This is a genomic window from Chryseobacterium sp. WLY505, assembly GCF_030846215.1.
Classification (GTDB): domain Bacteria; phylum Bacteroidota; class Bacteroidia; order Flavobacteriales; family Weeksellaceae; genus Chryseobacterium.
The window spans coordinates 313,806-336,965 of sequence record NZ_JAVCWI010000002.1 but is presented as its reverse complement, the minus strand read 5'-3'; the positions used below and the strand labels follow the sequence as shown (position 1 = coordinate 336,965).

The 23,160-nt window shown below is 35.6% G+C and carries 21 protein-coding genes; 2 read left to right on the top strand and 19 right to left on the bottom strand.

The window, feature by feature from the left end:
• Positions 1 to 302 precede the first annotated feature (302 nt).
• The 3 genes from RAH34_RS06975 to RAH34_RS06965 form a co-directional block, all read right to left on the bottom strand.
• Entirely contained in the window at positions 303 to 2,186 is a 1,884-nt protein-coding gene (locus RAH34_RS06975; RefSeq protein ID WP_306595614.1) for a type VI secretion system baseplate subunit TssF, read from the bottom strand.
• 24 nt (positions 2,187 to 2,210) lie between these two features.
• Entirely contained in the window at positions 2,211 to 2,651 is a 441-nt protein-coding gene (locus RAH34_RS06970; RefSeq protein ID WP_002979175.1) for a GPW/gp25 family protein, read from the bottom strand.
• Positions 2,652 to 2,808: 157 nt separating this feature from the next.
• Entirely contained in the window at positions 2,809 to 4,221 is a 1,413-nt protein-coding gene (locus RAH34_RS06965) for an APC family permease (protein WP_306595613.1), read from the bottom strand.
• Between the two features lie 142 nt (positions 4,222 to 4,363).
• Between RAH34_RS06965 and RAH34_RS06960 the strand changes: the two genes are divergently transcribed.
• Positions 4,364 to 4,861: a DUF4920 domain-containing protein gene (locus RAH34_RS06960; RefSeq protein ID WP_114821359.1), complete on the top strand. Its 498-nt coding sequence runs from the start codon at positions 4,364 to 4,366 to the stop codon at positions 4,859 to 4,861.
• Positions 4,862 to 5,065: 204 nt separating this feature from the next.
• Here the strand turns inward: RAH34_RS06960 and RAH34_RS06955 are convergent, their stop codons facing one another.
• Positions 5,066 to 5,470, bottom strand: a complete 405-nt coding sequence (locus tag RAH34_RS06955) for a hypothetical protein (RefSeq protein WP_306595612.1) — start codon at positions 5,468 to 5,470, stop codon at positions 5,066 to 5,068.
• 51 nt (positions 5,471 to 5,521) lie between these two features.
• Positions 5,522 to 6,631 carry a M14 family zinc carboxypeptidase gene (locus tag RAH34_RS06950; RefSeq protein ID WP_306595611.1) on the bottom strand — a complete coding sequence of 370 codons (1,110 nt, stop codon included), beginning with the start codon at positions 6,629 to 6,631 and terminating at the stop codon, positions 5,522 to 5,524.
• Between the two features lie 971 nt (positions 6,632 to 7,602).
• Here RAH34_RS06950 and RAH34_RS06945 point away from each other — a divergent pair.
• Positions 7,603 to 8,139 carry a helix-turn-helix transcriptional regulator gene (locus RAH34_RS06945; protein ID WP_306595610.1) on the top strand — a complete coding sequence of 179 codons (537 nt, stop codon included), beginning with the start codon at positions 7,603 to 7,605 and terminating at the stop codon, positions 8,137 to 8,139.
• Positions 8,140 to 8,570: 431 nt separating this feature from the next.
• Here the strand turns inward: RAH34_RS06945 and RAH34_RS06940 are convergent, their stop codons facing one another.
• The 14 genes from RAH34_RS06940 to RAH34_RS06875 all read right to left on the bottom strand — a co-directional run bounded on the left by RAH34_RS06940 (position 8,571) and on the right by RAH34_RS06875 (position 23,059).
• Positions 8,571 to 9,737 (bottom strand): proline dehydrogenase family protein, encoded by a 1,167-nt coding sequence (locus RAH34_RS06940; RefSeq protein ID WP_062674965.1) that lies wholly within the window; start codon positions 9,735 to 9,737, stop codon positions 8,571 to 8,573.
• Positions 9,738 to 9,800: 63 nt separating this feature from the next.
• Positions 9,801 to 10,730: a UbiA family prenyltransferase gene (locus tag RAH34_RS06935; RefSeq protein ID WP_114821356.1), complete on the bottom strand. Its 930-nt coding sequence runs from the start codon at positions 10,728 to 10,730 to the stop codon at positions 9,801 to 9,803.
• A 10-nt stretch (positions 10,731 to 10,740) separates the two neighbouring features.
• Complete coding sequence (locus tag RAH34_RS06930) at positions 10,741 to 11,667, bottom strand: mevalonate kinase (protein ID WP_306595609.1); 927 nt, start codon at positions 11,665 to 11,667, stop codon at positions 10,741 to 10,743.
• A 202-nt stretch (positions 11,668 to 11,869) separates the two neighbouring features.
• On the bottom strand, positions 11,870 to 13,360 hold the full coding sequence (locus RAH34_RS06925) for an MFS transporter (protein ID WP_114821355.1): 1,491 nt from the start codon (positions 13,358 to 13,360) through the stop codon (positions 11,870 to 11,872).
• 290 nt (positions 13,361 to 13,650) lie between these two features.
• Positions 13,651 to 14,829 (bottom strand): acetyl-CoA C-acyltransferase, encoded by a 1,179-nt coding sequence (locus tag RAH34_RS06920; protein ID WP_306595608.1) that lies wholly within the window; start codon positions 14,827 to 14,829, stop codon positions 13,651 to 13,653.
• Positions 14,830 to 14,886: 57 nt separating this feature from the next.
• Complete coding sequence (locus tag RAH34_RS06915) at positions 14,887 to 15,297, bottom strand: hypothetical protein (protein ID WP_306595607.1); 411 nt, start codon at positions 15,295 to 15,297, stop codon at positions 14,887 to 14,889.
• A gap of 2 nt (positions 15,298 to 15,299) precedes the next feature.
• Entirely contained in the window at positions 15,300 to 15,704 is a 405-nt protein-coding gene (locus RAH34_RS06910) for a hypothetical protein (RefSeq protein WP_110010253.1), read from the bottom strand.
• 298 nt (positions 15,705 to 16,002) lie between these two features.
• Complete coding sequence (locus tag RAH34_RS06905) at positions 16,003 to 17,385, bottom strand: nucleoside permease (protein WP_114821353.1); 1,383 nt, start codon at positions 17,383 to 17,385, stop codon at positions 16,003 to 16,005.
• Positions 17,386 to 17,407: 22 nt separating this feature from the next.
• Positions 17,408 to 18,007 (bottom strand): bifunctional nuclease family protein, encoded by a 600-nt coding sequence (locus tag RAH34_RS06900; RefSeq protein ID WP_034697639.1) that lies wholly within the window; start codon positions 18,005 to 18,007, stop codon positions 17,408 to 17,410.
• Positions 18,008 to 18,196: 189 nt separating this feature from the next.
• A complete protein-coding gene (locus tag RAH34_RS06895) occupies positions 18,197 to 19,144 on the bottom strand; it encodes an electron transfer flavoprotein subunit alpha/FixB family protein (protein WP_047429869.1) in 948 nt (315 codons plus the stop codon).
• A gap of 127 nt (positions 19,145 to 19,271) precedes the next feature.
• On the bottom strand, positions 19,272 to 20,018 hold the full coding sequence (locus tag RAH34_RS06890) for an electron transfer flavoprotein subunit beta/FixA family protein (RefSeq protein WP_034697635.1): 747 nt from the start codon (positions 20,016 to 20,018) through the stop codon (positions 19,272 to 19,274).
• Positions 20,019 to 20,215: 197 nt separating this feature from the next.
• Positions 20,216 to 20,923, bottom strand: coding sequence for an SDR family oxidoreductase (locus RAH34_RS06885; RefSeq protein WP_079241856.1), 708 nt, complete (start codon positions 20,921 to 20,923; stop codon positions 20,216 to 20,218).
• A gap of 80 nt (positions 20,924 to 21,003) precedes the next feature.
• On the bottom strand, positions 21,004 to 21,927 hold the full coding sequence (locus RAH34_RS06880) for a T9SS type A sorting domain-containing protein (RefSeq protein ID WP_114821352.1): 924 nt from the start codon (positions 21,925 to 21,927) through the stop codon (positions 21,004 to 21,006).
• A gap of 211 nt (positions 21,928 to 22,138) precedes the next feature.
• A complete protein-coding gene (locus tag RAH34_RS06875; protein WP_306595606.1) occupies positions 22,139 to 23,059 on the bottom strand; it encodes a T9SS type A sorting domain-containing protein in 921 nt (306 codons plus the stop codon).
• Between the last annotated feature and the right edge of the window lie 101 nt (positions 23,060 to 23,160).

Here is a 23,160-nt window from a genome sequence, read left to right as displayed (position 1 = left end):
TGACTTTGCCTGAAAATCACAACGTGCAAAAATACGAAATTTTATAGACTTTTTTTGAATATAAAAGGGATAAAAGTTTCATAAAAAATTCTTAGGTTTTGTTAATGTACTAAACCCGATGTTATTGAATTTTTCCGGATAGATTTTATAAGTTTTGGCTGAAGCCAATGGAAAAGCTCATTAATAAAAAAACGGGCTCCCTCGACTACGCTCAGGATAATAGCCCGTTCCGATTGATATCATTCAAAAATGCCGCAATTGATACGGCATTTTATATTTTAAACTGATTTATTTTTTAAGAATTACATATCCTGGAAGTCAACATCTTCATTGGTAATTCTTACAATATATTCAATTCCGTCGATGGCCTTAGCGATGATCTGGTTTCTGATAATATTGGCCATATTTTCCCAATAGGCCCTTCCGTAGAAAGAATAGTTCTGTGGAACAATTTCTACTTCAACAGTTCTTACAAATCCTTCTTTAGGTTTGTTGCTGATCATCGTTCCTCTTCTTACCCTTACTTCTCTTACCTCATCTTTCAGAATCATGCGGCAATAGTTTTTAACGTCTTCCAAAGAAATAATTTTATCTCTGGTCGTCAGTGCATATTTATAAGCCTGAATACTGTCTGTCCCTTTTTGTTCTTCAGCTCCGCCTAATGTTTCGGTAAGCAATACCACAGTCTGAGATTTCAACTGATTGGAAAGTTCTGTTCCCGGACGCATATGATTGGCAAGCGTACAATGCGTCACCCAGAAAGAAGCGTAAGTATGATCTGTTTTTTCTACCGGTTCCATGATCACATAATTCAGTTCCTGTCTGATATTCCTTTTGGCATTGTTTACTTTCTGCACCATGGATTTCATTTTGTCAGACATTTCACTTAAGACACCTTTTACATTATCTCTGTTCAAAAGGGAAAATGCAGCAATTTCGTCTCTGGTCAGTTCCAGAACATTGGCAATCATATCGACTGCATTTCTGCTGGTGAATCGTTCCATTCCTCCTTTTCTTACAGTATACAACCCTTTTTTAAGATCATCAGCAGGGGTGAAAGGAATTTCTGTATATTTTCTTCCGTCACCATCCTGTACCTCATCTACATAAAGGAAATGTTCGCCTTCGTCGGTTACCAAAGGAATATTATTTCCCATGATATCAAGGCTGTATTCTGTTTTTTTCCAACCTCTGTTGTAGATAGGAAAAGCATTCAGTACAAATGAGAAATTATCTAAAATTTCTGCTGAAAACTGTGGTGGAAACTCAAACGTAAGCCACAGATAACTTTTATTATCCAGGAATTTGGAGATTTCTTCTTTTCCAGTCAGGAAATCAAGGTTCTGCGGAAGCTGTCCAGGTTCTGAGAAAAGACTTTGAGCAATTCCTGTTACTTCAATAAATTTATGGCGGTAGATACTTTTAATATCCTCAATCACCTTATTTCTGATGGATTGTTCTTTGAACATCTGCTCATAACCATCATTCTGACTTTCTGTAAGATAGCTTAATCCTTCTCTTACAAACAGAGGATTTCCATTACTTGATACTGTGATATAAGGCAATAATTTGTAAACGAAATCCAGATGCTCAAAAGCAGGATTAGAGCAGAATATGCTTAGATATTTCGGAAAGTTTTCACTTACATATTTGCTTACATCTACGCCTATTGTGATTTTTCTGTAATCTTCAGGTTTTCCCTGAAATCTTGCAATAGGAATTTTATTAAATCGGTCATCAATACTGTAGCAGGTATTTCCTACAAACATGATGGAAGTGTGAACTTTATTGATTCTTACATTTCCCACCGGAGTAAAAGGAATGTTCAGCTGCTTATCTGATTCTGATTTTACCGTGGAAGTCATCTGTTTACGGAAGAAAAATTCCGTGTGCTCCAATAAAATCTCTGAAGACTCATAAGGCTGTGTAAAAGCTACGGAATGAGCCGGAATAGGATGGGTATAGATGGACGGTGTAAGAAGCTTTGCCAGTTTTTCCAATATACGGGCATTGACCGTCTGTATTTCATTATTCGCTTTGAAAACTTCTGTACTGAATGCATCTATCAACAGTTTTACAAAAGGATCTAAAGACTGTGGACTTCTCAATCCCCAAACCTTTGTTGCATTCTGCAGCATTCTTGCTTTTACAGATTCTTTGGAATAAATATTCTGATCTAAATTCATAATTTTCTTTCGCTGTTAAAAATATTAATCAATAGACATCGGGCTTAGAAACAATTCTGTGGAAAAACTAAAACGTTCTCCTGTTTCTTCCATTTTTGCATTGATGGCAATTCTTACTTTCTTTTTAATTTCGGTGTGTTCTTTAGTATCGTAACTGTGCTCTACGAATTGTATGTGAGCGTCAATCTGCGGGTTTACGATTCTTGGTTCATATTCCTGAATCTGTCTTCTTAAGCTTTTGATAAAAACGCTTTCCCAGATGGCACTTGTAACTCCATTATCGAATTCAAGGTTCCAGACATCGTTTCCATAGTTTTCATCATATCTGTTCTCCCCTTTTTTTGTGGTGATCAGCAGCATAATATTGTGGGCAATACTTTCGCCCATATCGCAGGTATCGATACTTCCGCCTTCGGTCATTAAAGTAGACGGTACGAAAGGCATTCTGTAATTTGGTGTATCCATAGCTTATTGTTTTTACTTCATGGTCCTGTTTTAAAAACGAAATACCAAATTACACATTTTCGACAAATAATGATGACTATACTTCAAATTTTATTCAAAAATAAAGGCCTTCAAACTGAATTGAAAGCCCTTTAATCTATTATATTTTTGTTTTATTTTAAGCATTTGCTTTTTTTCTGTTGATAAAATAGTACACAGGAAGTCCCAGCAATACCAGAACAAAACCAGGCCATGTATACTGCTGTTTGTAAATAAGCAACAGGATACAGAAACAAGTTCCGATAACAAGGTAAATAACAGGGGTTATGGGATAAAGCCATGTCTTATATGGTCTTTCCAGTTCCGGCTGTTTCATTCTTAAATAAATAACCCCAAAAACCGTAATCATATAAAACAGAACGATCACGAAAGAGATCATATCCAATAAATTTCCGTACTGCCCGCTCAGGCATAGAATTGATGCCCAGATTCCCTGCATCCATAAGGCATTTTCAGGAACTTCATTTTTATTATTTTTTTCTGCCGATTTAAAGAACATTCCGTCTTTTGCCATCGTCTGGAAAACTCTTGCTCCGGCCAGAATCAATCCGTTATTACAACCGAACGTTGAAATCATAACCAATAAAGCAATGATGATCGTTCCCGCACTTCCGAAAATATTCTGGGATGCGGCTACCGCTACCCTGTCGTTGGCTGCAAATGCAATCCCGTCTCTGTCCAATGCATTTAAGTAGACATAGTTCACCGCGATATAAAGGATCATTACAGCAGAAGTACCGTAAATCATTGATTTTACTACATTTTTTTTAGGATTTTCAATCTCCCCGGAAACAAATGTTACACTTTCCCACGCAACGGAACTGAAGACAGAACCTACCATTGCAGCAGCAATTCCACCTAAAAGAGTCATTCCTCCGATGGGTTCCCAACCTTCTTTAAGGAAATTACCACTCAGATCTTTTTTAAGATTATTGAAAGAATCTGTTCCCCAGCTGAAGTTTTCTGCTAAATGAGAAATGTCTACCAATATAAAACCGGCAGCAATCAACCCTAATAATGCAATAATTTTGGACCCGGTAAAGATATTCTGAAGAATTTTACCGCTTTCCACTCCTCTGGTATTGATATAGGTAAGTAAAATAATGACAGCAATGGCTAGAATCTGTATCCATGTAATTTTAAATTCTCCACTCTGGAAAATAGGGGCAGCATCGTTTAATGAAGGAATCAGATACGCTGTAAATTTCCCAAACGCCATGGCCACGGCAGCAATTGTTCCGGTTTGTATTACGGTAAACAATCCCCATCCGTAAAGGAAACCCATTCTTTTACCAAAGATCTCTTTCAGATAAGTATATTGTCCTCCGGCTTTCGGAAACAGTGCGGACAGTTCTCCATAGCTTATCGCTGCGGCTACTGTCATTATTCCTGTGATCACCCACACCACAATGAGCCAGTATCCTGACCCCAGGTTTCGCATCATGTCAGCACTTACAATAAAGATCCCGCTTCCGATCATAGATCCCATCACAAGCATGATGGCATCCCATAGTTTCAGTTTTTTTTGCATAGTCAAGTATAGGGGTCAAATATAATCAAATCTGTCTTTGATTTTCAATTTTGTTGAAAATTCACCAAAAGACTTGTTTTTTGTCATTTTTTATTCCTTTATGATTCAATTTTAATTAGTATTTTTGAGAAAAATATTAAACATGAAATTTAAAGTTTTATTATTTGCTGCCGCTTTAGCGGGTTCTTCATTAGCATTTGCTCAATCAGGACCGCCGGAAGGGAAAGCTTTGGTAGGAGATACGTATGGAAGTCAGGTAACTTCATCTGCTGAATCCAAAGCGATCACTGTAGATAAATTGAATAAGCAACTTAAAAAAGACAACAAAAAAATTGAGAATGTATCCATTAAAGGAAAAGTAACCGATGTATGTGACAAAAAAGGTTGCTGGCTTACGATCCAGACAGAAGATAATTCTAAGTTTTTTGTAAAAATGAAAGACTACGCTTTCTTCGTACCTACAGCATTAAAAGGAAAAAATGTAGTATTGGATGGCAATGCAGAAAGAAAAGTAATTTCTGTAAATGAGCAGAAACATTATGCAGAAGACGCTAAACAGCCGCAATCTGAAATTGATGCTATTACTGAACCTAAAGAAGAGATCAGATTTGTAGCGAATGGAATTAAAGTGGTTAAGTAAACTTTAATTATTGAATAAAATTTATAAAATTAGGTTTTGGCTAAAGCCAGATGAATATTGTTTGACATTCAATGGGCTAAAGCCCATTTCTATTGAATATGAATTTTATTTTACTAGCTCAAATTCTGAAATCAGATATAAAATACAGATTCTGCAGGCCTAAAGGCCTGCCGAATTTTTTATAGATGATATTAACTGATCCTGTTATTTACTCAGTTTCTTTTCTTTTTCTAACATTACCGGATAAACAGGTAGAAAATCATACGATGGATAAAACTCTGTCTTGAATCCCCCCCAAGCTCCGCTTTCAAAAACCTGATTCACTTCTCTTGTGTATTCAGGTTTAAATCTTAAAGTAATAATCTGCCCTATTCCCATCACAACATTCCAGGATACAATACGGGTGTGACTTTTACTGAGCTTCTGATAAAATTTTTGCTTCATCACTCTTGCCTGGATTGAGTCCACAGGATTTTCCTGCATGTGGCGGAGGACTACGGTCACCATTACACTATCATTTGCTTTATAGGGAATGGCAGATTGATTTTGTGCCATCAAAGGCAATCCCATACTTATCCATAAAATTAAGGTCAGAAAATTTTTCATCATAATAATCCTTATAAATTAATTAGTAATAGAGATTATCTTTATATCATTGTTTTAATCTTCAATTTTAAATTCTACCACAGCATCCAGTTTCGGATATTTAGTTGCAGAAATAAATTTCTTTCCGGTACAGTCTATTTCCAGCCAGCCTTTCTTTTGTTTCACATCGCCTACTTCCATTACAAAAGGAATAAATGAGATTTCATTTTTCCCTCCTTCTTTAAACTCTCTGTACTGAACGGCAATATCCAGTATACATTCGTGTTCTGTATTCAGCTTTACATTTCTGTAAATAACATCATAATGCGTTTCCTGGTTCTCGGGAATTTCAAGATAAGTTTCCCAGCCTGTAGTATCAGAGTTCAGTTCACTGATTGCTTTTAATGCATAATAAAGAGCAATTGTATAGTATTTTCTGGTTCCTTTCCGGGTATAATCTTCTACAAAGTGTCCGCCTTCAAATAAGATGGTTGGCATCCCTGCTTTGATAAAGTTATCTCCGGTAGAAGTCGGATAAAATTCATCAGAATATCTTCCGATCTGGTTGGGAATCATTTCTTTTAAATGGTTGTATACACTTCCAATGACTGCCATACATTTTTTTCTGTTTTCGGTAACCGTCCGTTCTACATTTTCAGAAGGTGCCAAAAAGGAAAGCGTAGCAGGATGAATTCCATCGGTAGTAAAAATGGTTCTCTGCTCATGAAGGTTTAAAGCATAATCGTATTTTTTGGAAGCAGCTGCTTTCTTCAGGAATTTAATCTCTTTACTTGCTTCGTTATGAAAATCTCTGTTCAGGTCAATATCGGCTGCATTTAATCTGGTCCATCGTTCAGATCCGTCCGGATTCAGCATGAATATAAAATCAAGCTTTATCTTACTGAATAAATCTTTTTTCATTTCGGGAGCTTTATCAAGACTTACCAACAGGTCAAGCATAGCATGGGTCGCATTGGATTCATTTCCGTGCATTTGCGACCAGGCCAATACCTGAATGTTTCCGGTTCCGATGCTTAACTGATAAATAGGTTTATCTAAATAGGATGTTCCGATCTCCTGAATATAATCGCTGAGATTGGCCTGTAGATAAGAAAATAATTTTTCAGGGGAAATATAGCGATTTGAGAAATCGGGGTTTTGAGAATAGATCTGTTCAAAATTCATTGTAGGAATAGTTTACAAGAATCAAATTTAGCCATTTTTAGCCAAAATCTTAAGTTAACATTTGTAAATATCTGTAAAATCAACAAATTTACATTTGACATCTGTTTTAAAAATTGTTTACAAGGTTTAAATTATCCAAATTGAGAGTTATAAAAACAAGTTAACACTTGTAACATTATTAAACAACACTGCAGGACAATTTGTCTGTGGATAAAATTGTGGATTGCGAATAATTTAATAGCAAATATTTAAAATATTAAAAGTCAGTACTTTATGAGGTTTAATTCAATTATATTTATAACAGTACTTTAAGTGTAAAAATAGGGTGTTTTTGCTATTTGAGGGTTATTTTACTAAACATAGAAATTGTGGAAAACCAGGTTGTTGAGGGGTGTATACATATGTAAAATCAAAGAAAAATCTAATGGATCTCTGAAAATTACTTAAATAATACTTTTTATCAGGAGTTTTAATCTTTGATAGAATGAGCTGTTTAACAGGAGCAGTATTTTCCCTTCAATTTGGCCAGATATGGGCTTAAAATGGTGTATTTACATCAGTAATTTACCAATGTAACTCTTTAAAAAGTGCTTTTATATGCGTTCTATAAGGTATTTATTGATAATTTTATTTCCGGAAACGATTTAAGTGGTTTAATAATGTATATTCTGTTTTTAAAGATATTTAATGAACAAAATAGCTCGATCGATGGGCTTAATTTACATTTTTAAACCAGTTTTTTTTTAAGAATACTAGTCTTTTACCAGATCGAAACTATCTGTCTATAGCGCCAATGGTAAATTCATATGATAAGTAAATACAATTGTAATTTATATATAATGATTTGATTTTAAAACAATTAAAACCTTGTTACAAATGTATACAAAAGAAATTTCAAATTATTTACATTTGTATTTTGCATTTGTAAATTATATATATTACATTTGTAAAATAATTAATGACTTATTTTTATGAGTTTAAATGAAAGAATTTCCAAAATTATAGAGTATTCTCGTCTTACTCCTTCTGAGTTTGCAGATGAGATTGATGTACAGCGTTCGTCTATTTCTCATATCACATCAGGAAGAAACAAACCGTCTCTTGAATTTATCATAAAAATAAAATCCCGTTTCCCGGAACTTCTTTGGGACTGGCTGGTAACCGGTGAAGGTGAGATGCTGAAATCTCAACTGCCGGAATCAGAAATTAACGAAGAGCATACCGAAGAGGAAAAAATAAAGACAACTCCACTACCCGATCTTTTCACCATGATGAATGATGATGATGAATTTGGAAGTAATGAAACGGAAGCGGAAGCTCCAATATCAAGTCCTGGAGAATCGTTTATACCGTCCCACGATAAAGCTCCGGAAAAAATATCGGATTCTCAGCGATTAGAAAATTCGGGCGATCATATTTTAGGTCAACTATTTGGTAATCAACAAAGTAAGATAAAACGTATTGTTCTGTTCTACGAAAACGGAAAATTCGAAAGTTTTGAACCTTAAAAAAACCTGATCAAGAAAATGATCAGGTTAAAAAATATTTGAAGAAGAAAACTAAAGCTATTGCTTTATTTTATTGTAAAAAATTTTAACGGATATCAGCTGGCAGGATTTTTATCTTTTATGATCGGCTGACCCCTATTATATTTTTATAATTTTAGTTTTAATAAGAGTGATTAGTGTATTGGAGAGTTACTGTCATAGGACAGAAGTGTACTGGTAAATGAGATATTGTTTTATGTTTTTTTATGGCTTTATCAAATATAACTATTTTAAATCAAATCAGCAATAAAAATCGAATTATTTTACACTATAACCAATACATCTTATTATTGTATTCATTATCATTAATTTACTGTTTCATCTGCGCCTTTTAATTCCAATAAAAAAGACCTGCAAAACTGCAGGCCCGATATATATTGTGGACAATATTTTTATTTCTTTCTTCTTTCCAATTCTTTTTTAATCAGTCCAAGTTCTCTTCCGGTTTGTCCGGCTACAGAGGTATTTTCCTGGGCTCTTCTCGTCAGATAAGGCACAACATCCTTTACAGGTCCGTATGGAAGATATTTAGCCACATTATAGCCTTTATCAGACAAATAGAAGGTGATATTATCACTCATCCCGTAAAGCTGCCCAAAATAGACGTGCGGATTGCCGTTTTCCAGAGATTTTGCTTTCATTTTATCCATAATCAGCTCAGAAGAGATTTCATTATGGGTTCCAAAGAATGCTGAAACCTTATCCAGATGATCCATCACGAAGTCTATTCCTGCATTATAGTTTTTATCTGAAGCTTCTTTGGTTGGCTGAATCGGATCTGCATACCCTTTTTCTGCTGCTCTGGCTCTTTCTTTTTCCATATACGCGCCACGTACGATCTTGTAGCCAATGAAGTAATTTTTCTCTCTTGCTCTCTGAAGATTAGCTTCCATATACTCCAGTCTTCCGGTTCTGTACATCTGGATGGTATTCCAAACGATAGGTTTCTGCTGGTTATATTTCTCCATCATCTCTTCGCAAAGATGGTCTGCTGCATCCTGCATCCAGGTTTCTTCAGCATCTACCATTACTTTTTTATCATGTTCATGGCAAAGACTGCATACTTCATCAAATCTTTTTACGACTCTTTCCCATTCTTCTTTCTGGCTGGTAGTAAGCTCTGCTCCTTTTCCAACAGCTTCATACAGATCAATTCTTCCGAAAGCAGTAGGTTTAAATACAATAAAAGGAATCGCCGGATTTCCTACTGAAAATCTTACAATATCCTTAATTTCTTTGCAAACGGCGTCAAAGGTTTCCTCATCTTCTTTCCCTTCAATGGAGTAATCGAAAATACTTCCAACTCCTCTTTTGAACAGCTGTTTCACTACTTTCATACTTTCTTCACGGGTTTCACCACCACAGAACTGCGCAAATAAAGTATTTTTTACAATTCCGGTTACGAAAGGGAAGTTGTTGTGTACTGTGAAATTCAGAACAGATGTTCCAAGGCTTGTAAGAGCGGGCTGTTCAATCATTTTAAACATCCAGTAAGCCTTTCTCAATTGTGCATCAGACTTGTCTGCAAATGCAATTTTAGTATCATTAAAAATGGGCATTCCTATTTATTAAATTTAGTTATGCAAAGGTAATAATAACCTCAGTTTATTTAAAGAATTTTTTTACAATTTATGCTCTATTCCATTTAAAAGCATTGCGATGATTCCAACGAAAACCCAGAATCGTAATATATTCAATGTAAAGAAGTTACTTCTTCGGGAAGCGTTTAAAAGGAGATAAATGCATATGATCATAACAAAAAGCCCTCCGGCAAAATAATAAGCCATGAATCCGGTGATGCCGGTTTTTGTAATAATATTCATTGAAACTGCCATGGTAACGATCAGTAAAGAAGTCAGAATAATTTTTGTATTTCTGCTTTTAAAATAATTGGGAATCGTGGTGTATCCAAATGCTTTATCTACACTTCTGGTAAGAGTATCTTTCACAATATCAATACAGAGCAGGATAAGAAACAGAAAGACAGCCATCAGGAAAACCTTTTTGGAAAAGGTTTCGTAATATACCATCATTCCAAAGAACGGATATAAAGTGAGACTGACAAAAGTAAGATTGTTCAGGATCAGTATTCTGCTCAGCTTATGGCTGTAAAACCACATAAAGAACTGATAGACCACAAAAAATACAAATACATTGTGAGAAATCATCCAGGCTACCCCTAAAGAAATAGCACTGAGCGCCAGATAGGCATAGAGAAAATATTTCTGTTTGATGAAGCTCTGAACTCGTGTTCTGAAGGGTTTTACTACATGATCTTTCTCCAGATCGTAGAATTGGTTGATGATACCACCTGCCAGAATCGTAAGGACTGTACAAAAAATAATACCGTGAACTTTAAAATCAAAGACAAATTTTCTGAAAGATTCATCCTGATTGAACAGGAAAAAAGTAGAAACATAGAGAGCAAACGTTAACAGAGCGGCTACAAAAAAGCGTGCTCCGAGAAGAAAGCCCACAAATTGTGAAAATCTGTAGAATAGAGATTTTGAGAGATAATTTTTAGATTGGAAAGGTTCTTTTTCAGAATTCATTCCAATCTGTTTAAAATCTGTAAATCACTTCTTTTTGGAAGCCATCAAGCATTTTTTCTGCTTTTGCATAGTCTTTGGTAAATCCTAAGATATAGCCGCCTCCACCGCTACCGCACAGTTTCAGATAATAAGCGTTAGAATCCAGACCTTTTTTCCAGATGTTAAAAATACTTTCAGGAATCATAGGACGGAAATGTTCATAAGCCCAGTGAGAAAGCTTTTTAAGATTTCTGAAGAATGGATTCATGTCTTTTTTAAGGAAAGATTCGATACATGCGTTGTTATAACGGATGAACTCTTCTTTCAGGGTTTTTCGGAAACCTTCTGTTTTCATTTTTTCGAAGAAAATCTGGATCATAGGTCCTGTTTCACCAGTCATTCCGGAATCTATCAGGAAAATAGCTCCTTTTCCTTCTTCACCTTCCGGAATAGCTACCCTGTCTAAATTTTCTTTATTTTCGATAAGAATGGGCAGATTCATATAACAGATCAGTGGATCCATTCCTGAACTTTTTCCATGGAAATAGCTTTCCATTTCACCGAAAACAGCTTTTAATTTTTTAAGATTATCTTTTGAAATGTTTTCAGGATTTAGTTTGCTGACTGAATATTTTTCAAAAATAGCAGCTACCAAAGCCCCGGAACTTCCTACTCCATATCCCTGAGGAATATTGGAATCAAAGAAAAGTCCGTTTGAAATATCATTTTTGAAGCTCTCGATATCCAACTTAAAGTCGTCGGAAAGGTCAAGTGCTGTAAGAAATTCAGAATATTTCTGCAGATGTCTGTTGGAATTTAGTTCAAATTCAGAACTCAGATCAGAAAATTTCAAAGTTCCTTTATAGAAGCTGTAAGGTACTACAAGCCCCTGGGAATCTTCAATCATTCCATATTCTCCAAACAGGATTATTTTTGCATAAAATAAAGGGTTGGTCATATTGACAATAAATCTTTTTGCAAAGTTAAAAATTATTCCGCTGAATATAAGCAAAACTCAGGCCGAATTGTCTTCTATTTTACTTTCTTCAGTTCTTCTATTAAAAATACGAAAAAAATATGGTAAATAAATATAATTTCATAGATAAAATTCAATGAATTACCATAATAAAAAAAGACGTTAAAAATAACGTCTTTTAATTTTATAATGTTTCTCTGTCTTTTCTCATTTTAACCTTCAGGAATCTGATTAAAACCAATCCTGCAGCGAAGAATATAGTCATGGACAATGCTGCAATACGCATATTATTGAAATGTTCAATCAATGTTGCAAAGATAAATGTTCCGATGATAATAGCAATTTTCTCCAACACATCATAGAAGCTGAAATAGGTTGTATTCTCCATTGAGTTCTCAGGAAGAAGTTTTGAGTAGGTGGATCTCGACATCGCCTGAAGACCACCCATTACCAACCCTACTACTGCAGCAACTCCATAAAACTGGTATTCTACTGTAGGATTTTCTTTATTCAGGAAATAAGCCCAAAGACAAGCTACAATCCATAGGATGATCGCAATTGAAATAACATTTTTGTTACCGATTCTTTTGGATAATCTTGAGAAAATAACGGCTCCGATAATCGCTTCAATCTGAATCACCAAAAGAGTTCCGATCAGCTTATCCTGAGCAAGATTAATTTCACTTTTTCCAAATAATGTAGCCATCAGGAAAATCGTCTGCATCCCTACACTGTAGAAGAAGAAACTTGAAAGGAAGAATTTCAGATTTCTATCTTTGAAAAGCTCGCCTCCCACTTTAAACAGTTCGTGAAAACTTTCTTTTGCAATATCTTTATAGAAGCTCAGATTATCTTTAAATACTTCAAAGAAGCCACCCTGCTCCTCATGTTTTTTGAAGATATTCTTATAGTTCAGGAGTACTAAATCTTTAGGAAGTTTATCTTTCACATCCCCAAATTGTGGAAGATGTTTGAAGGTATATTGAGAAAACCCGAACCACCATGCTCCTGTTAAAAGGAAACTGATTCTTGTGAACAATAGCTGCTGGGCTGCTCCTTTGGCAAAAACCTGAATCAATACCAAACAGATGACCACTAAAACTACAGAACCAATATATCCATATACATATCCTCTTGCAGAAAGTGCATCCTGCCTGTCTGGTGTGGCAATATCCGGAAGGAAAGAGTTATAAAAAACTAAACTTCCCCAGAAACCTACACTGGCTGTAATACTGAATAAAAGTCCTAAAAATACGTTATGCATTCCTGTAAACATGGCCAATCCCATACAGGATGTTGCACCAAGATAACAGAAAAACTGCAGGAAAGATTTTTTGTTTCCAATGGTATCCGCTAATGAAGACAAAAATGGGGACAGTAATACCACAACAAAGAATGATATGGTAAGGGAATATCCGTATACAGCATCCGGCTGATATTCTTCGCCGAAAATTTTGATCATATGCCTTACCGGAACATCAATCCATGTTTTTGTTTCCGCCACATATTCTTTTTTCTCATAAGCGGTAGTAAGGATAGAGTAATAAATGGGAAAAATGGTAGAGGTAATCACCAGGGAATAAACAGAATTTGCCCAGTCATATACAGCCCAGGCTTTCATAATTTTCGGATTATTCTTTATGTTTTTAGGCTGTCGATTCTCAGTTTCAGACATTTCAAATATATATTAGTAGCACAAAAATAGAAAAACTACGGAATATTCTACGGTTTTTACTATTATTTTGAAAATAATAATTGTAAGGCATTGAAATCATTCAGCAAAGTTTTAATCTTACTGTATACTTTATAAGGTCTGAAACACCTCCGTCTATATTGGTAAATGATGTATTGATGAGTCTGAATGATGATTGAAAGGTAGTATCATTCTATTCTGTAACAAAAAAATCGGGGTACAAAGACCCCGATTTTTATATCCTAAACACAACATGTGTTTGTATGTGTCAATTATAAGTTTTCAATTACAATTGCAGAAGCACCACCACCACCATTACAGATCGCAGCAGCTCCGTATTTCGCATTATTTTGCTTCAATACGTTGATTAATGTAACGATGATTCTTGAACCTGAACTTCCCAGTGGGTGTCCTAATGCTACAGCACCTCCGTTTACGTTTACTTTCGCAGCATCTAATCCTAAGATTTTGTTGTTAGCTAATCCTACTACTGAAAACGCTTCATTGAATTCGAAGAAATCGATATCTGAAACTTCTAATTCTGCTTTTTTAAGAGCGATTGGTAACGCTTTTGCCGGAGCTGTTGTAAAGTTTTCAGGCTCGTGTGCTGCATCAGCGTAAGAAACGATTTTTGCAAGAGGTTTCAGTCCAAGCTCTTCCATTTTTTCTTTGGAAACAAGGATTAATGCAGAAGCACCGTCATTCAAAGTAGATGCGTTTGCTGCAGTTACTGTTCCTTCTTCTTTTTTGAATACCGTTGGAAGTGTTGAAATTCTGTCAAAGTTTACTGCTTTGTATTCTTCATCTTCAGCAAAGATGACAGGTTCACCTTTTCTCTGAGGAATAGAAACCGGTACAATTTCTTCGTTGAATTTACCTTCGCTCCAGGCTTTTGCAGACCTTTTGTAAGATTCTACAGCGAAGTTATCCTGATCTTCTCTTGTAATATTATAGTCTACCGCACATTTTTCTGCGCATACTCCCATATGTACTTTGTTGTATACGTCTGTAAGACCGTCAAGTACCATTCCGTCAAGCATTTTGATATCGCCTAATTTTGTAGCCACTCTTGCATTGTAATAATGAGGAACTAAAGACATATTCTCCATACCTCCGGCAACAATTACGTCAGCATCACCAGCTTTGATCGCCTGAGCTGCCATTGTTACAGCCTTCATTCCTGAAGCACAAACTTTATTTACTGTAGTAGAAGGTGTATTGATTGAAAGACCTGCTCCTAAAGCAACCTGACGAGCCGGCGCCTGGCCTTCTCCTGCCTGAAGAACATTTCCCATATAGATTTCCTGAACATGATTAGGATCTAAACCAATTTTATCTAATGCTCCTTTTACGGCAGTTGCTCCCAGTTTTGTAGCCGGAACTGTTGATAAGCTTCCCATAAAACTCCCCATAGGTGTTCTTACTGCGGAAACAATGAATACTTCTTTCATGTATATAATTTTTATTTAGCTGAAACGGAATAAAGATTCCATTTTTATAGTTAGAATTTATTTTACTTTTACGTATACCAGATCAAACTGAGTCCCTTCAATTTTGGTATTCACTTTCAGAAGATTATCCTGAGTGGCTACTATTTTATTATTGAAGACATCTCCTATCTGTGCGGGATCATTTTTATCGGATTTCTCCATCACGATTGCCTTATAATTGCAGTCGTCCACAAAAACCAATGTCGATTTGATATAGTCTTTTCCATTATTGAAATATTCAGTTTGAATATTATCTTTAATGGTCATATACCATATTGCTTCAGGGTAATTGGGTCTTGTAAACTTCCCTTCTTTTATATTCGCACATTTAGGCGGATTATCCGGTTTTTTCTGTTCTGTTGTCTGAGCGTGAATCTGTGTTGCTGCGGTCAACAAAATACCTGCTGAAAATATTTTTAAGAAGTTCATATCTATATTTGTGTTCTGTTGTTAACTTTTTTATTTCCTCCGGCAAAAACCATGAGAAAAGCACCTAAAAACTCAACCGCCCAACCCCATTTCAGCTTAACGATTCCTGCAAAAGTTTCCTGCCAGGATTTGAATGGTAAAAAGCTAAAGTATTGAAGCGATTGCATTTTTACAGCCACTAAGGTAAATCCGAATAATAGAATAAGCAGAATGCCAAAAAATCTAACGATTTTAGCACTGTTATTTACAATTCCAAAAACGGCACAAGCGGAAAAGATCCAGCATGCAATAGCCAGATAATGATCAAGCTTCCAATAGTTCCAGTTCCCGATGACAGGCACGTGTACCAAGGGTAAAAAGCTGCCTACAATTACTAATAGTAATCCTAATAACTGAATATTTTTCATATTTACTAAAGTGCCAAAATACAAAAAAAAACACACTTTTAAAGAGTGTGTTTTAAAAATAGAAATTCCGTACCCGAACACTTGTTAGACATAAAAAAGAGTCGGTATTTTTAATTATTATTTAAATAAAAGTAAAATTTGTTGTCAAATTAAAAATCAACATTCCGTATTTATAATCGATCTGAAGTCTATATTTTTATTCAGCGAAGCAATATTTGATAAAAGTATATTTGAATATAAAAAAATTGCATCTTTTTTCAAAAATGCAATTTAATATCTTAATAAAAATAAGTTTCAATTAATGTTTCACTGAGGATACATCTTCCGGGTTATGTTTATGCTTAAATAGTAAAGCAAAGAAAACTGCCAGTATTAATGCATAGATTGCGAAAGAAAGCCATATCTGCTGCCAGTCTTTTACCATTACGACAGAGGAAAGTGTTCCATCTGTATTAACAGCTGCGTTGAAGCTGTTCTTTAAAATGCTCAGGAAAGTAGGATTATCAGGTGTTGTTTCCAGATAAGCAGACAAATCTGAAGCTGTTGAAAACTTATGAGTAAAGAACTTATCAATAGCCCATCCTGCGGCATAACTTCCGAAAACTGCTCCAAAACCGTTCGTCATCATCATGAATAATCCCTGAGCTGAAGAACGTATTTTTTTGTCGGTAGTTGTTTCTACGAAAAGCGATCCTGAGATATTAAAGAAATCGAAAGCCATACCATACACGATACATGAAAGAATGATTAACGAAAGTCCGAATCCGTCCGGCACTCCATACGCAAAGAATCCGAATCTTAAAACCCAAGCCAGCATAGACATCAGCATTACTTTTTTAATTCCGAATTTCTTCAGGAAAAAAGGAATTGCCAAAATAAAGAGGGTTTCTGAAACCTGGGAAATTGACATAATGATGGTAGATCTCTGTACCACGAATGAGTCTGCATATTTAGGGAAATTGGCAAATTCACTTAAAAATACGTCACCATAGGCATTGGTAAGTTGAAGTGCAGCTCCCAAAAGCATTGAAAACATAAAGAATAATGCCATTTTATAGTTTCCAAAAAGCTTAAATGCATTTAAGCCTAATTGCTCGGATAACGGCGAATTTTTGTCAATAAGTTTTTGTGGGGGGCATTTTGGAAGTGTAAGGGCATAAATTCCTAAGAAAATTGCTACAACACCTCCAATATAGAACTGACCTTCTGTTGCTTTATTTCCACTAAGATTGGTAATCCACATGGCTACAATAAAACCAATAGTTCCCCATACACGAATGGGTGGGAAGTCTTTCACCACATCCAGATTATTATTTTTCAGGATTGTATAAGAAATTGAATTGGCCAATGCGATGGTAGGCATGTAGAAACACATGGCCACGAGCATTACCGAAAAGAAGGAATTCGGATCTGCAGAATGAGGCAGTATAAAAAGAATAACCCCATAAAGAATATGTAATACTGAAAATATGCGCTCCGCATTTACCCAGCGGTCAGCGATAATTCCAGTAATGGTTGGCATAAAGATGGAAGCAATTCCCATTGTTCCGAACACAGCTCCAAACTGAGTTCCTTCCCAATGTTTTGTACCAAACCAGAAGTTTGCCATCGTAATCAGCCAGGCTCCCCAAACGAAAAACTGGAGAAAACTGAGGATGGTCAGTCGTAATTTTAAATTCATAGTTTATATAAAAAGTATCTCTTTAGTCAATTTTCTTTTTCCTCCTCTTGATTTCTTCCTGGATTTCAAGGGCGGTATCATAGTCTTCTTCTTTAACGGCTTCATCTAATAATTTCTGAAGCTCTTCCATAGAAAGAGATTTTAAGTTATCTTCTGTCTGTACAGTTTCTGAGAAAGATTGATCTTCTTTTGAAACATCTTCCAGTTCCAGTAAAATTCCGGCTTCATTTAAAACCTGCTGTGTTGTAAATATAGGCGCGTCAAATCTTACGGCCATGGCAACAGCATCGGAAGTTCTGGCATCAAGGATCAGTTCTTCTTCTGTTACTTTATTTTTAAAGTTGATATTGGAGAAGAAAACTCCGTCTACAATCTGATAGATGATGACAGAAATCAGCTCATAATTGGCAGAAACTATAAATTTTGTAAATAAATCATGAGTAAGAGGACGCGGTGGATGAATATCTTTTTCCAGTCCAAGAGAGATAGACTGGGCTTCGAAATTTCCTATAACAACAGGTAATTTTATGTGTGTTTCTTCATGTTCCAGTAACAATGCGTACGCCCCCGACTGGGTCTGGCTGTACGATATTCCGCGAATAATTAGCTGCTTATAATCCATAGCACAAATATAGATTAATTTTTTATTGTGTTTTCACTTTTTTACGCAAAAATAAAAGCCCGGAAAGCCGAGCTTTTATCTGTATTGTTGGTGATTGTCAAACGTCAATAGTAAATTTTGCTACGCAAGTGAATTATTTAATTAAAAAATTGACGAGCGAAGCGAATTGACTATTCACAATTCACTTTCTTATCCTTTAATTGCTTTAATTTTCTCTGTTAGTGCAGGAATAATCTGGAAAGCATCTCCTACTACTCCGTAGTCAGCAGACTTGAAGAACGGTGCTTCAGGATCACTGTTGATTACTACGATAGTTTTTGAAGAGTTAACTCCGGCAAGGTGCTGAATAGCTCCTGAAATCCCTACAGCAATGTAAAGATTCGGAGAAATTGCTTTACCTGTTTGTCCTACGTGTTCTGTGTGAGGTCTCCATCCGATATCAGAAACTGGTTTAGAACATGCTGTAGCTGCTCCTAAAACGTTTGCCAGATCTTCGATCATTCCCCAGTTTTCAGGTCCTTTCATCCCTCTACCAGCAGAAACAACAACTTCAGCTTCTTTAAGGTCTAATTTACCTGAACTCTGCTCGTGAGAAATCACCTTAGTATCTTCATTGGCAACAGATAAGTTTTTCACTTCTTCTGAACCTGATACTGCGTTTTCTTTAACACCGAAAGCGTTTTGAGAAACAGTAACAATTACTCCGTTTCCTTCTGCTTTTGCATGCATGAAACCTTTTCCGGAGAATGCTCTTCTTTTTACCTGGAAAGGAGAAAGGCTTTCAGGTGCTTCCAATGCATTAGTAATTAAAGAATAGTTCTTCATTACCGCAAGCATAGGAGCAATAGAAGAAGCATCAGTAGTGTGAGGGAAAACGATGATATTTCCGTCTGCTACTTCACTTACAGCCTGAGCAAATGCTTTTGCTGAGAAATTTTTAAGACCTTCGTCTTTGATATTGATTACATTTGATGCTCCATATTTGTATAATAAATCTGAAGAATCTGTTGGGTTTACAGAGATTGCGGTAACGGTATCTCCTGCTTTATCAGCGATAGCTTTAGCATAAGAAACTGCTTCAAAAGCTGCTTTTTTGTAAACTCCGTTTATATTTTCTGCGTATACGAATACTGCCATTTCTAATTTGTTTAAGGTTTAACGTCCAGGATTCAAGGTTATCCAATTCTGAATAGTGATGAAATTCAGATTATGTCTGGTAACATCAATTTTATCCTGAATCTTTTTACTTTTTACTTGATTCTTATTAAATTACTTTAGCTTCTTCGTGAAGTAATCTTACCAATTCATCAAGATTATCAGGAGAAACCATTTTCACAGCAGCTCTTGGCGGAACGCTGTCATAAGATACTCCCTGAACTTTTACTTCTGAAGAAGAAGGTTCTACCACCTGCAAAGGTTTTGTTCTTGCAGACATAATTCCTCTCATATTCGGGATGATAAGATCTTTCTCATCTACCAATCCTTTCTGACCTGCAATAATTGCCGGTAATTTTACAGAAATAGTTTCTTTTCCTCCTTCAATTTCTCTTACTGCAGTAGCTTCGCTTCCGTTAACGTCTAATCCTACTGAAGCATTTACGAAAGGTTGATTTAATAACTGAGCGACCATTCCAGGAACAGAACCTCCGTTATAATCGATAGATTCTTTTCCGCAAAGGATAAGATCATATCCTCCGTTTTGAGCTACAGCTGCAATTTCTTTTGCTGTAGAATAGCTGTCTTTTGGATCAAGATTTACTCTTACTGCATCGTTAGCACCAATTGCCAAAGCTTTTCTGATTACAGGTTCTGTAGCAGCATCCCCTACGTTGATTACTGTTACTGTTGCTCCCTGAGATTCCTGAAGTTTAACCGCTTTTGTCAACGCAAATTCGTCTAGAGGATTAATTACCCACTGAATTCCGTTTTTGTCGAAAGCAGATTTGTCTGCTGTAAAGTTAATTTTGGAAGTAGTATCCGGAACACTACTAATACAAACTAATATTTTCATATGTTGTTCTTAATTTTTTATTGGTCATATGTAACCTTAAGGTTTCATGTGTTTATTTTATTTTTTCCCTTTTGACGCATAAAATCATGACAGTTTATGCAGAGATTTTGTTTGAATTAATTTTTGCTAATATAAATAAAAAATATATTATGCATGCATAATACTTATTAAATTATTATTCAATACATTAGATGTAGTTACTTAGCTGGTTTTGTTGCCCTAAACTCTATTTTACTTGGCAAAACTCTTGGATTCATCTTTAAAATATCCAATATAAGATTCCCCATATCTTCAGGCTGGATCTTCCAACTGTCCTTTTCAGACGGAATATTTCCGTTAAAATGAGTGGCTACAGATCCCGGCATAATCACCGTAGATTTAATGTTGTATTTTCTTAAATCAATCATGGCGGCCTGTGTGAAACCTACCACTCCGAATTTTGAAGCGTTGTATCCTGTACCATTTTCAAAGAAATTTGCTCCTGCGAGACTGGAAATGGTAATATAGTACCCTTCTGTCTTTTTGAGTTCTTCCACAGAGGCTTTTAAGGTATAAAAAACGCCCGTAAGATTCGTTTCTATCATATCGTTCCACTCCTCTGCCGTCAACTCATCTACAGGCTTAAAAATGCCCAATCCAGCATTCGCAATGATATAATCCAGTCTTCCGAATTTTTCAACGGTATATTTTACAGCTTCCTGCTCGCTTTCCAGGCTTCTTACATCAGAAACAATCCCCAAAACATTTTCTGAATATTGCTTAAGTTCTTCTTCCGCCTTCATTACATCTTCTCTTTTTCTTCCTGAAAATGCTACAGAAATGCCATTTTCAAGTAAAATTTTCGCAATCCCGAAACCTATTCCTTTGGTTCCTCCTGTTATATAAGCTGTTTTATTATCTGACATATGATTAAAATTTTTAATTCTCTAAAATAACAAAAACGCTCCAATTGGAGCGTTTTGCTGATCCTAAGATTTATCAGTAATTATTTTTTGATGAACTTCTCTGTGAAGTTTCTTCCTTCTGTTTCTATATTCAGTAAATAAGCTCCGGAAGACAGGTTTCTAACATTTACCTGATCTCCGTTTAACGTTACATCCACTTTCTTTCCGGACATATCATATGCTTCAACATGTTTGATTTTGTTAGGCGTTGTGATTTTTATCACATCAGTAGCCGGATTTGGATAAATAGATAGTTTTACGTCATTTTTAACGGCGTCTTTGGTAGACAAGGCTCCTTCATTATTGATTTTGATATTATCGATATAGGCAGAACCTCCATAGTTATCGTGTACAAAATCCATTCTGTTAATATTATTATTACTGAACGGCTGTCCTGTGTAGATCAGAGCATCATTCAGGTAATATTGGATTCCTGTAGCCGTAGAAACTATTTTTACCCTGTACCATGTATTGGCATTCCATGTTTGATTGGTATTGACTAAATTATTTGAACCTGCTGTTGCAATCAGAATGCTTCCATCATAAGAAAAATCAATATAAGTAACAATTCCTCCTGTTCCTACGGTATTTACTGTTCTAAAAACGAAATCTGAGCTTGATGTGCTTTTCTGGGTAAGTCTTACATCAAATGATTGGGTAAAGCTATTGTATGTTAATGGTGTAGTGAAGGTATAGAAACCTCCCATTACAGGGCTCTGCTGTGGCCCGTAAGGTGCGTCTGTAGTTATTTTAAAACTGTTTGACCCCTGGCTTGCCATTTCAGCTGATACCAGTTGGCTTGTCAGGTATACCGGTGGTAATCCTCCATCATTGGTAGTAACCCAGCCCTGCTGCCCGTTAATGTTTCCTGCAGTATATCCTTCACTGGCTTCAAAAGAAATAGTTTGTTGAGCAAAAGATGAGATTGAGATCAACGAAATTGCGAAAATGTAAAGTTTCTTCATGATATTTTTTTAGTTCCAAGCAAATATATACGTTTTAAATCTAAAAAGCAAAACATATGAATATTTTACACATATTAACAAATTAACATAATATTTTTAATCAAAATTAATAAAGATATTAAATCTAAGAATAAATAACAATTCCGAAAAATCATCCATAAATACATTAAAGCACCTAAAAGAGCATATGTTTCCACTGACAGGAAAATATTTATTTAATGAGTACTTTTTCAGTAAAATTTCTTTCTTCAGTTTTTATATTAACCATATACACTCCTGTGGCTAAGCCTTTTACCTCTATTGTATTATGATTTATTTCAGTCTTTATCAGCTTACCTGTTTCGTCATAAAGTTCTATACTTTTTACTTTGGCAGCAGCATTAATATGGATAAAATCAGTTGCAGGATTAGGATAAAGAGATATTTTTGCAGCATTTGCACTGGAATCCTGAACACCCATTGTTCCCAGCTCGCTATTAATTTTAATATGATCAATATAAGCTGATCCCAGCGAATTATTATGAACAAAACGAAGCTGGTTTATATTCAAGGAACTTGCTGCTGTACCCGTATAGATCAGTACATCATTAAGGTAGTATCTGACATCTGTGGCACTTCCTACGACTTTTAACCGATACCAGGTATTCGGCAACCAGGCTGAGGGTGCGGAAATAAGATTTTGTAGGCCGGACAAGAGATCCAGGATCTTTACCGACCCGGTTTTTCCGAAATCCAGTCTTACGACAAACTGATCATCCATATTGTTTACAGCCTGAAAACCAAAATCAGAACCGTTGAGCTGTGACATATTGATATCGAATGATACAGAAAAATTATTATACGCAAGGGGAACGGACAGATTATAAAAACCTCCGATGATTGGCTCTGCCTGCGTTCCATACGTACTTTCTTTAACAATTCTCAGGGAACGGCTGCCATCACTGGCTTTATCTGAACTGATGCTTTGATGGGTAACATTTTCCGGTACACCTCCTGTGGGAGTACTGATCCAGCCTGCCTGTCCATTGATATCTCCAACGTTGAACCCTTCAATAGGCTCAAAAGATATGGCCTGTTGGGCGAAAATACTTAGTGACGATAGTAAAAATGCAATTGAGTAGTATTTTTTCATAGTAAATCAAGTTTTGTATTAAAAATATAAACTTTCAATGAATAGTGAAATAACTTATTGCAAATAAAAATTAACCCTTTTATTTTCAGTGAATTTAATTT

What these genes read in the sequence shown, in the direction of transcription:
- RAH34_RS06970 (WP_002979175.1), bottom strand. Translation starts at nt 2,651, where the DNA reads ATGGATACACCAAATTACAGAATGCCTTTCGTACCGTCTACTTTAATG.
- RAH34_RS06900 (WP_034697639.1), bottom strand. Translation starts at nt 18,007, where the DNA reads ATGGATTATAAGCAGCTAATTATTCGCGGAATATCGTACAGCCAGACC.
- RAH34_RS06965 (WP_306595613.1), bottom strand. Translation starts at nt 4,221, where the DNA reads ATGCAAAAAAAACTGAAACTATGGGATGCCATCATGCTTGTGATGGGA.
- RAH34_RS06880 (WP_114821352.1), bottom strand. Translation starts at nt 21,927, where the DNA reads ATGAAGAAACTTTACATTTTCGCAATTTCGTTGATCTCAATCTCATCT.
- RAH34_RS06930 (WP_306595609.1), bottom strand. Translation starts at nt 11,667, where the DNA reads ATGACCAACCCTTTATTTTATGCAAAAATAATCCTGTTTGGAGAATAT.
- RAH34_RS06890 (WP_034697635.1), bottom strand. Translation starts at nt 20,018, where the DNA reads ATGAAAATATTAGTTTGTATTAGTAGTGTTCCGGATACTACTTCCAAA.
- RAH34_RS06945 (WP_306595610.1), top strand. Translation starts at nt 7,603, where the DNA reads ATGAGTTTAAATGAAAGAATTTCCAAAATTATAGAGTATTCTCGTCTT.
- RAH34_RS06975 (WP_306595614.1), bottom strand. Translation starts at nt 2,186, where the DNA reads ATGAATTTAGATCAGAATATTTATTCCAAAGAATCTGTAAAAGCAAGA.
- RAH34_RS06915 (WP_306595607.1), bottom strand. Translation starts at nt 15,297, where the DNA reads ATGAACTTCTTAAAAATATTTTCAGCAGGTATTTTGTTGACCGCAGCA.
- RAH34_RS06935 (WP_114821356.1), bottom strand. Translation starts at nt 10,730, where the DNA reads ATGAATTCTGAAAAAGAACCTTTCCAATCTAAAAATTATCTCTCAAAA.
- RAH34_RS06955 (WP_306595612.1), bottom strand. Translation starts at nt 5,470, where the DNA reads ATGATGAAAAATTTTCTGACCTTAATTTTATGGATAAGTATGGGATTG.
- RAH34_RS06875 (WP_306595606.1), bottom strand. Translation starts at nt 23,059, where the DNA reads ATGAAAAAATACTACTCAATTGCATTTTTACTATCGTCACTAAGTATT.
- RAH34_RS06885 (WP_079241856.1), bottom strand. Translation starts at nt 20,923, where the DNA reads ATGTCAGATAATAAAACAGCTTATATAACAGGAGGAACCAAAGGAATA.
- RAH34_RS06895 (WP_047429869.1), bottom strand. Translation starts at nt 19,144, where the DNA reads ATGGCAGTATTCGTATACGCAGAAAATATAAACGGAGTTTACAAAAAA.
- RAH34_RS06960 (WP_114821359.1), top strand. Translation starts at nt 4,364, where the DNA reads ATGAAATTTAAAGTTTTATTATTTGCTGCCGCTTTAGCGGGTTCTTCA.
- RAH34_RS06910 (WP_110010253.1), bottom strand. Translation starts at nt 15,704, where the DNA reads ATGAAAAATATTCAGTTATTAGGATTACTATTAGTAATTGTAGGCAGC.
- RAH34_RS06925 (WP_114821355.1), bottom strand. Translation starts at nt 13,360, where the DNA reads ATGTCTGAAACTGAGAATCGACAGCCTAAAAACATAAAGAATAATCCG.
- RAH34_RS06920 (WP_306595608.1), bottom strand. Translation starts at nt 14,829, where the DNA reads ATGAAAGAAGTATTCATTGTTTCCGCAGTAAGAACACCTATGGGGAGT.
- RAH34_RS06905 (WP_114821353.1), bottom strand. Translation starts at nt 17,385, where the DNA reads ATGAATTTAAAATTACGACTGACCATCCTCAGTTTTCTCCAGTTTTTC.
- RAH34_RS06940 (WP_062674965.1), bottom strand. Translation starts at nt 9,737, where the DNA reads ATGCCCATTTTTAATGATACTAAAATTGCATTTGCAGACAAGTCTGAT.
- RAH34_RS06950 (WP_306595611.1), bottom strand. Translation starts at nt 6,631, where the DNA reads ATGAATTTTGAACAGATCTATTCTCAAAACCCCGATTTCTCAAATCGC.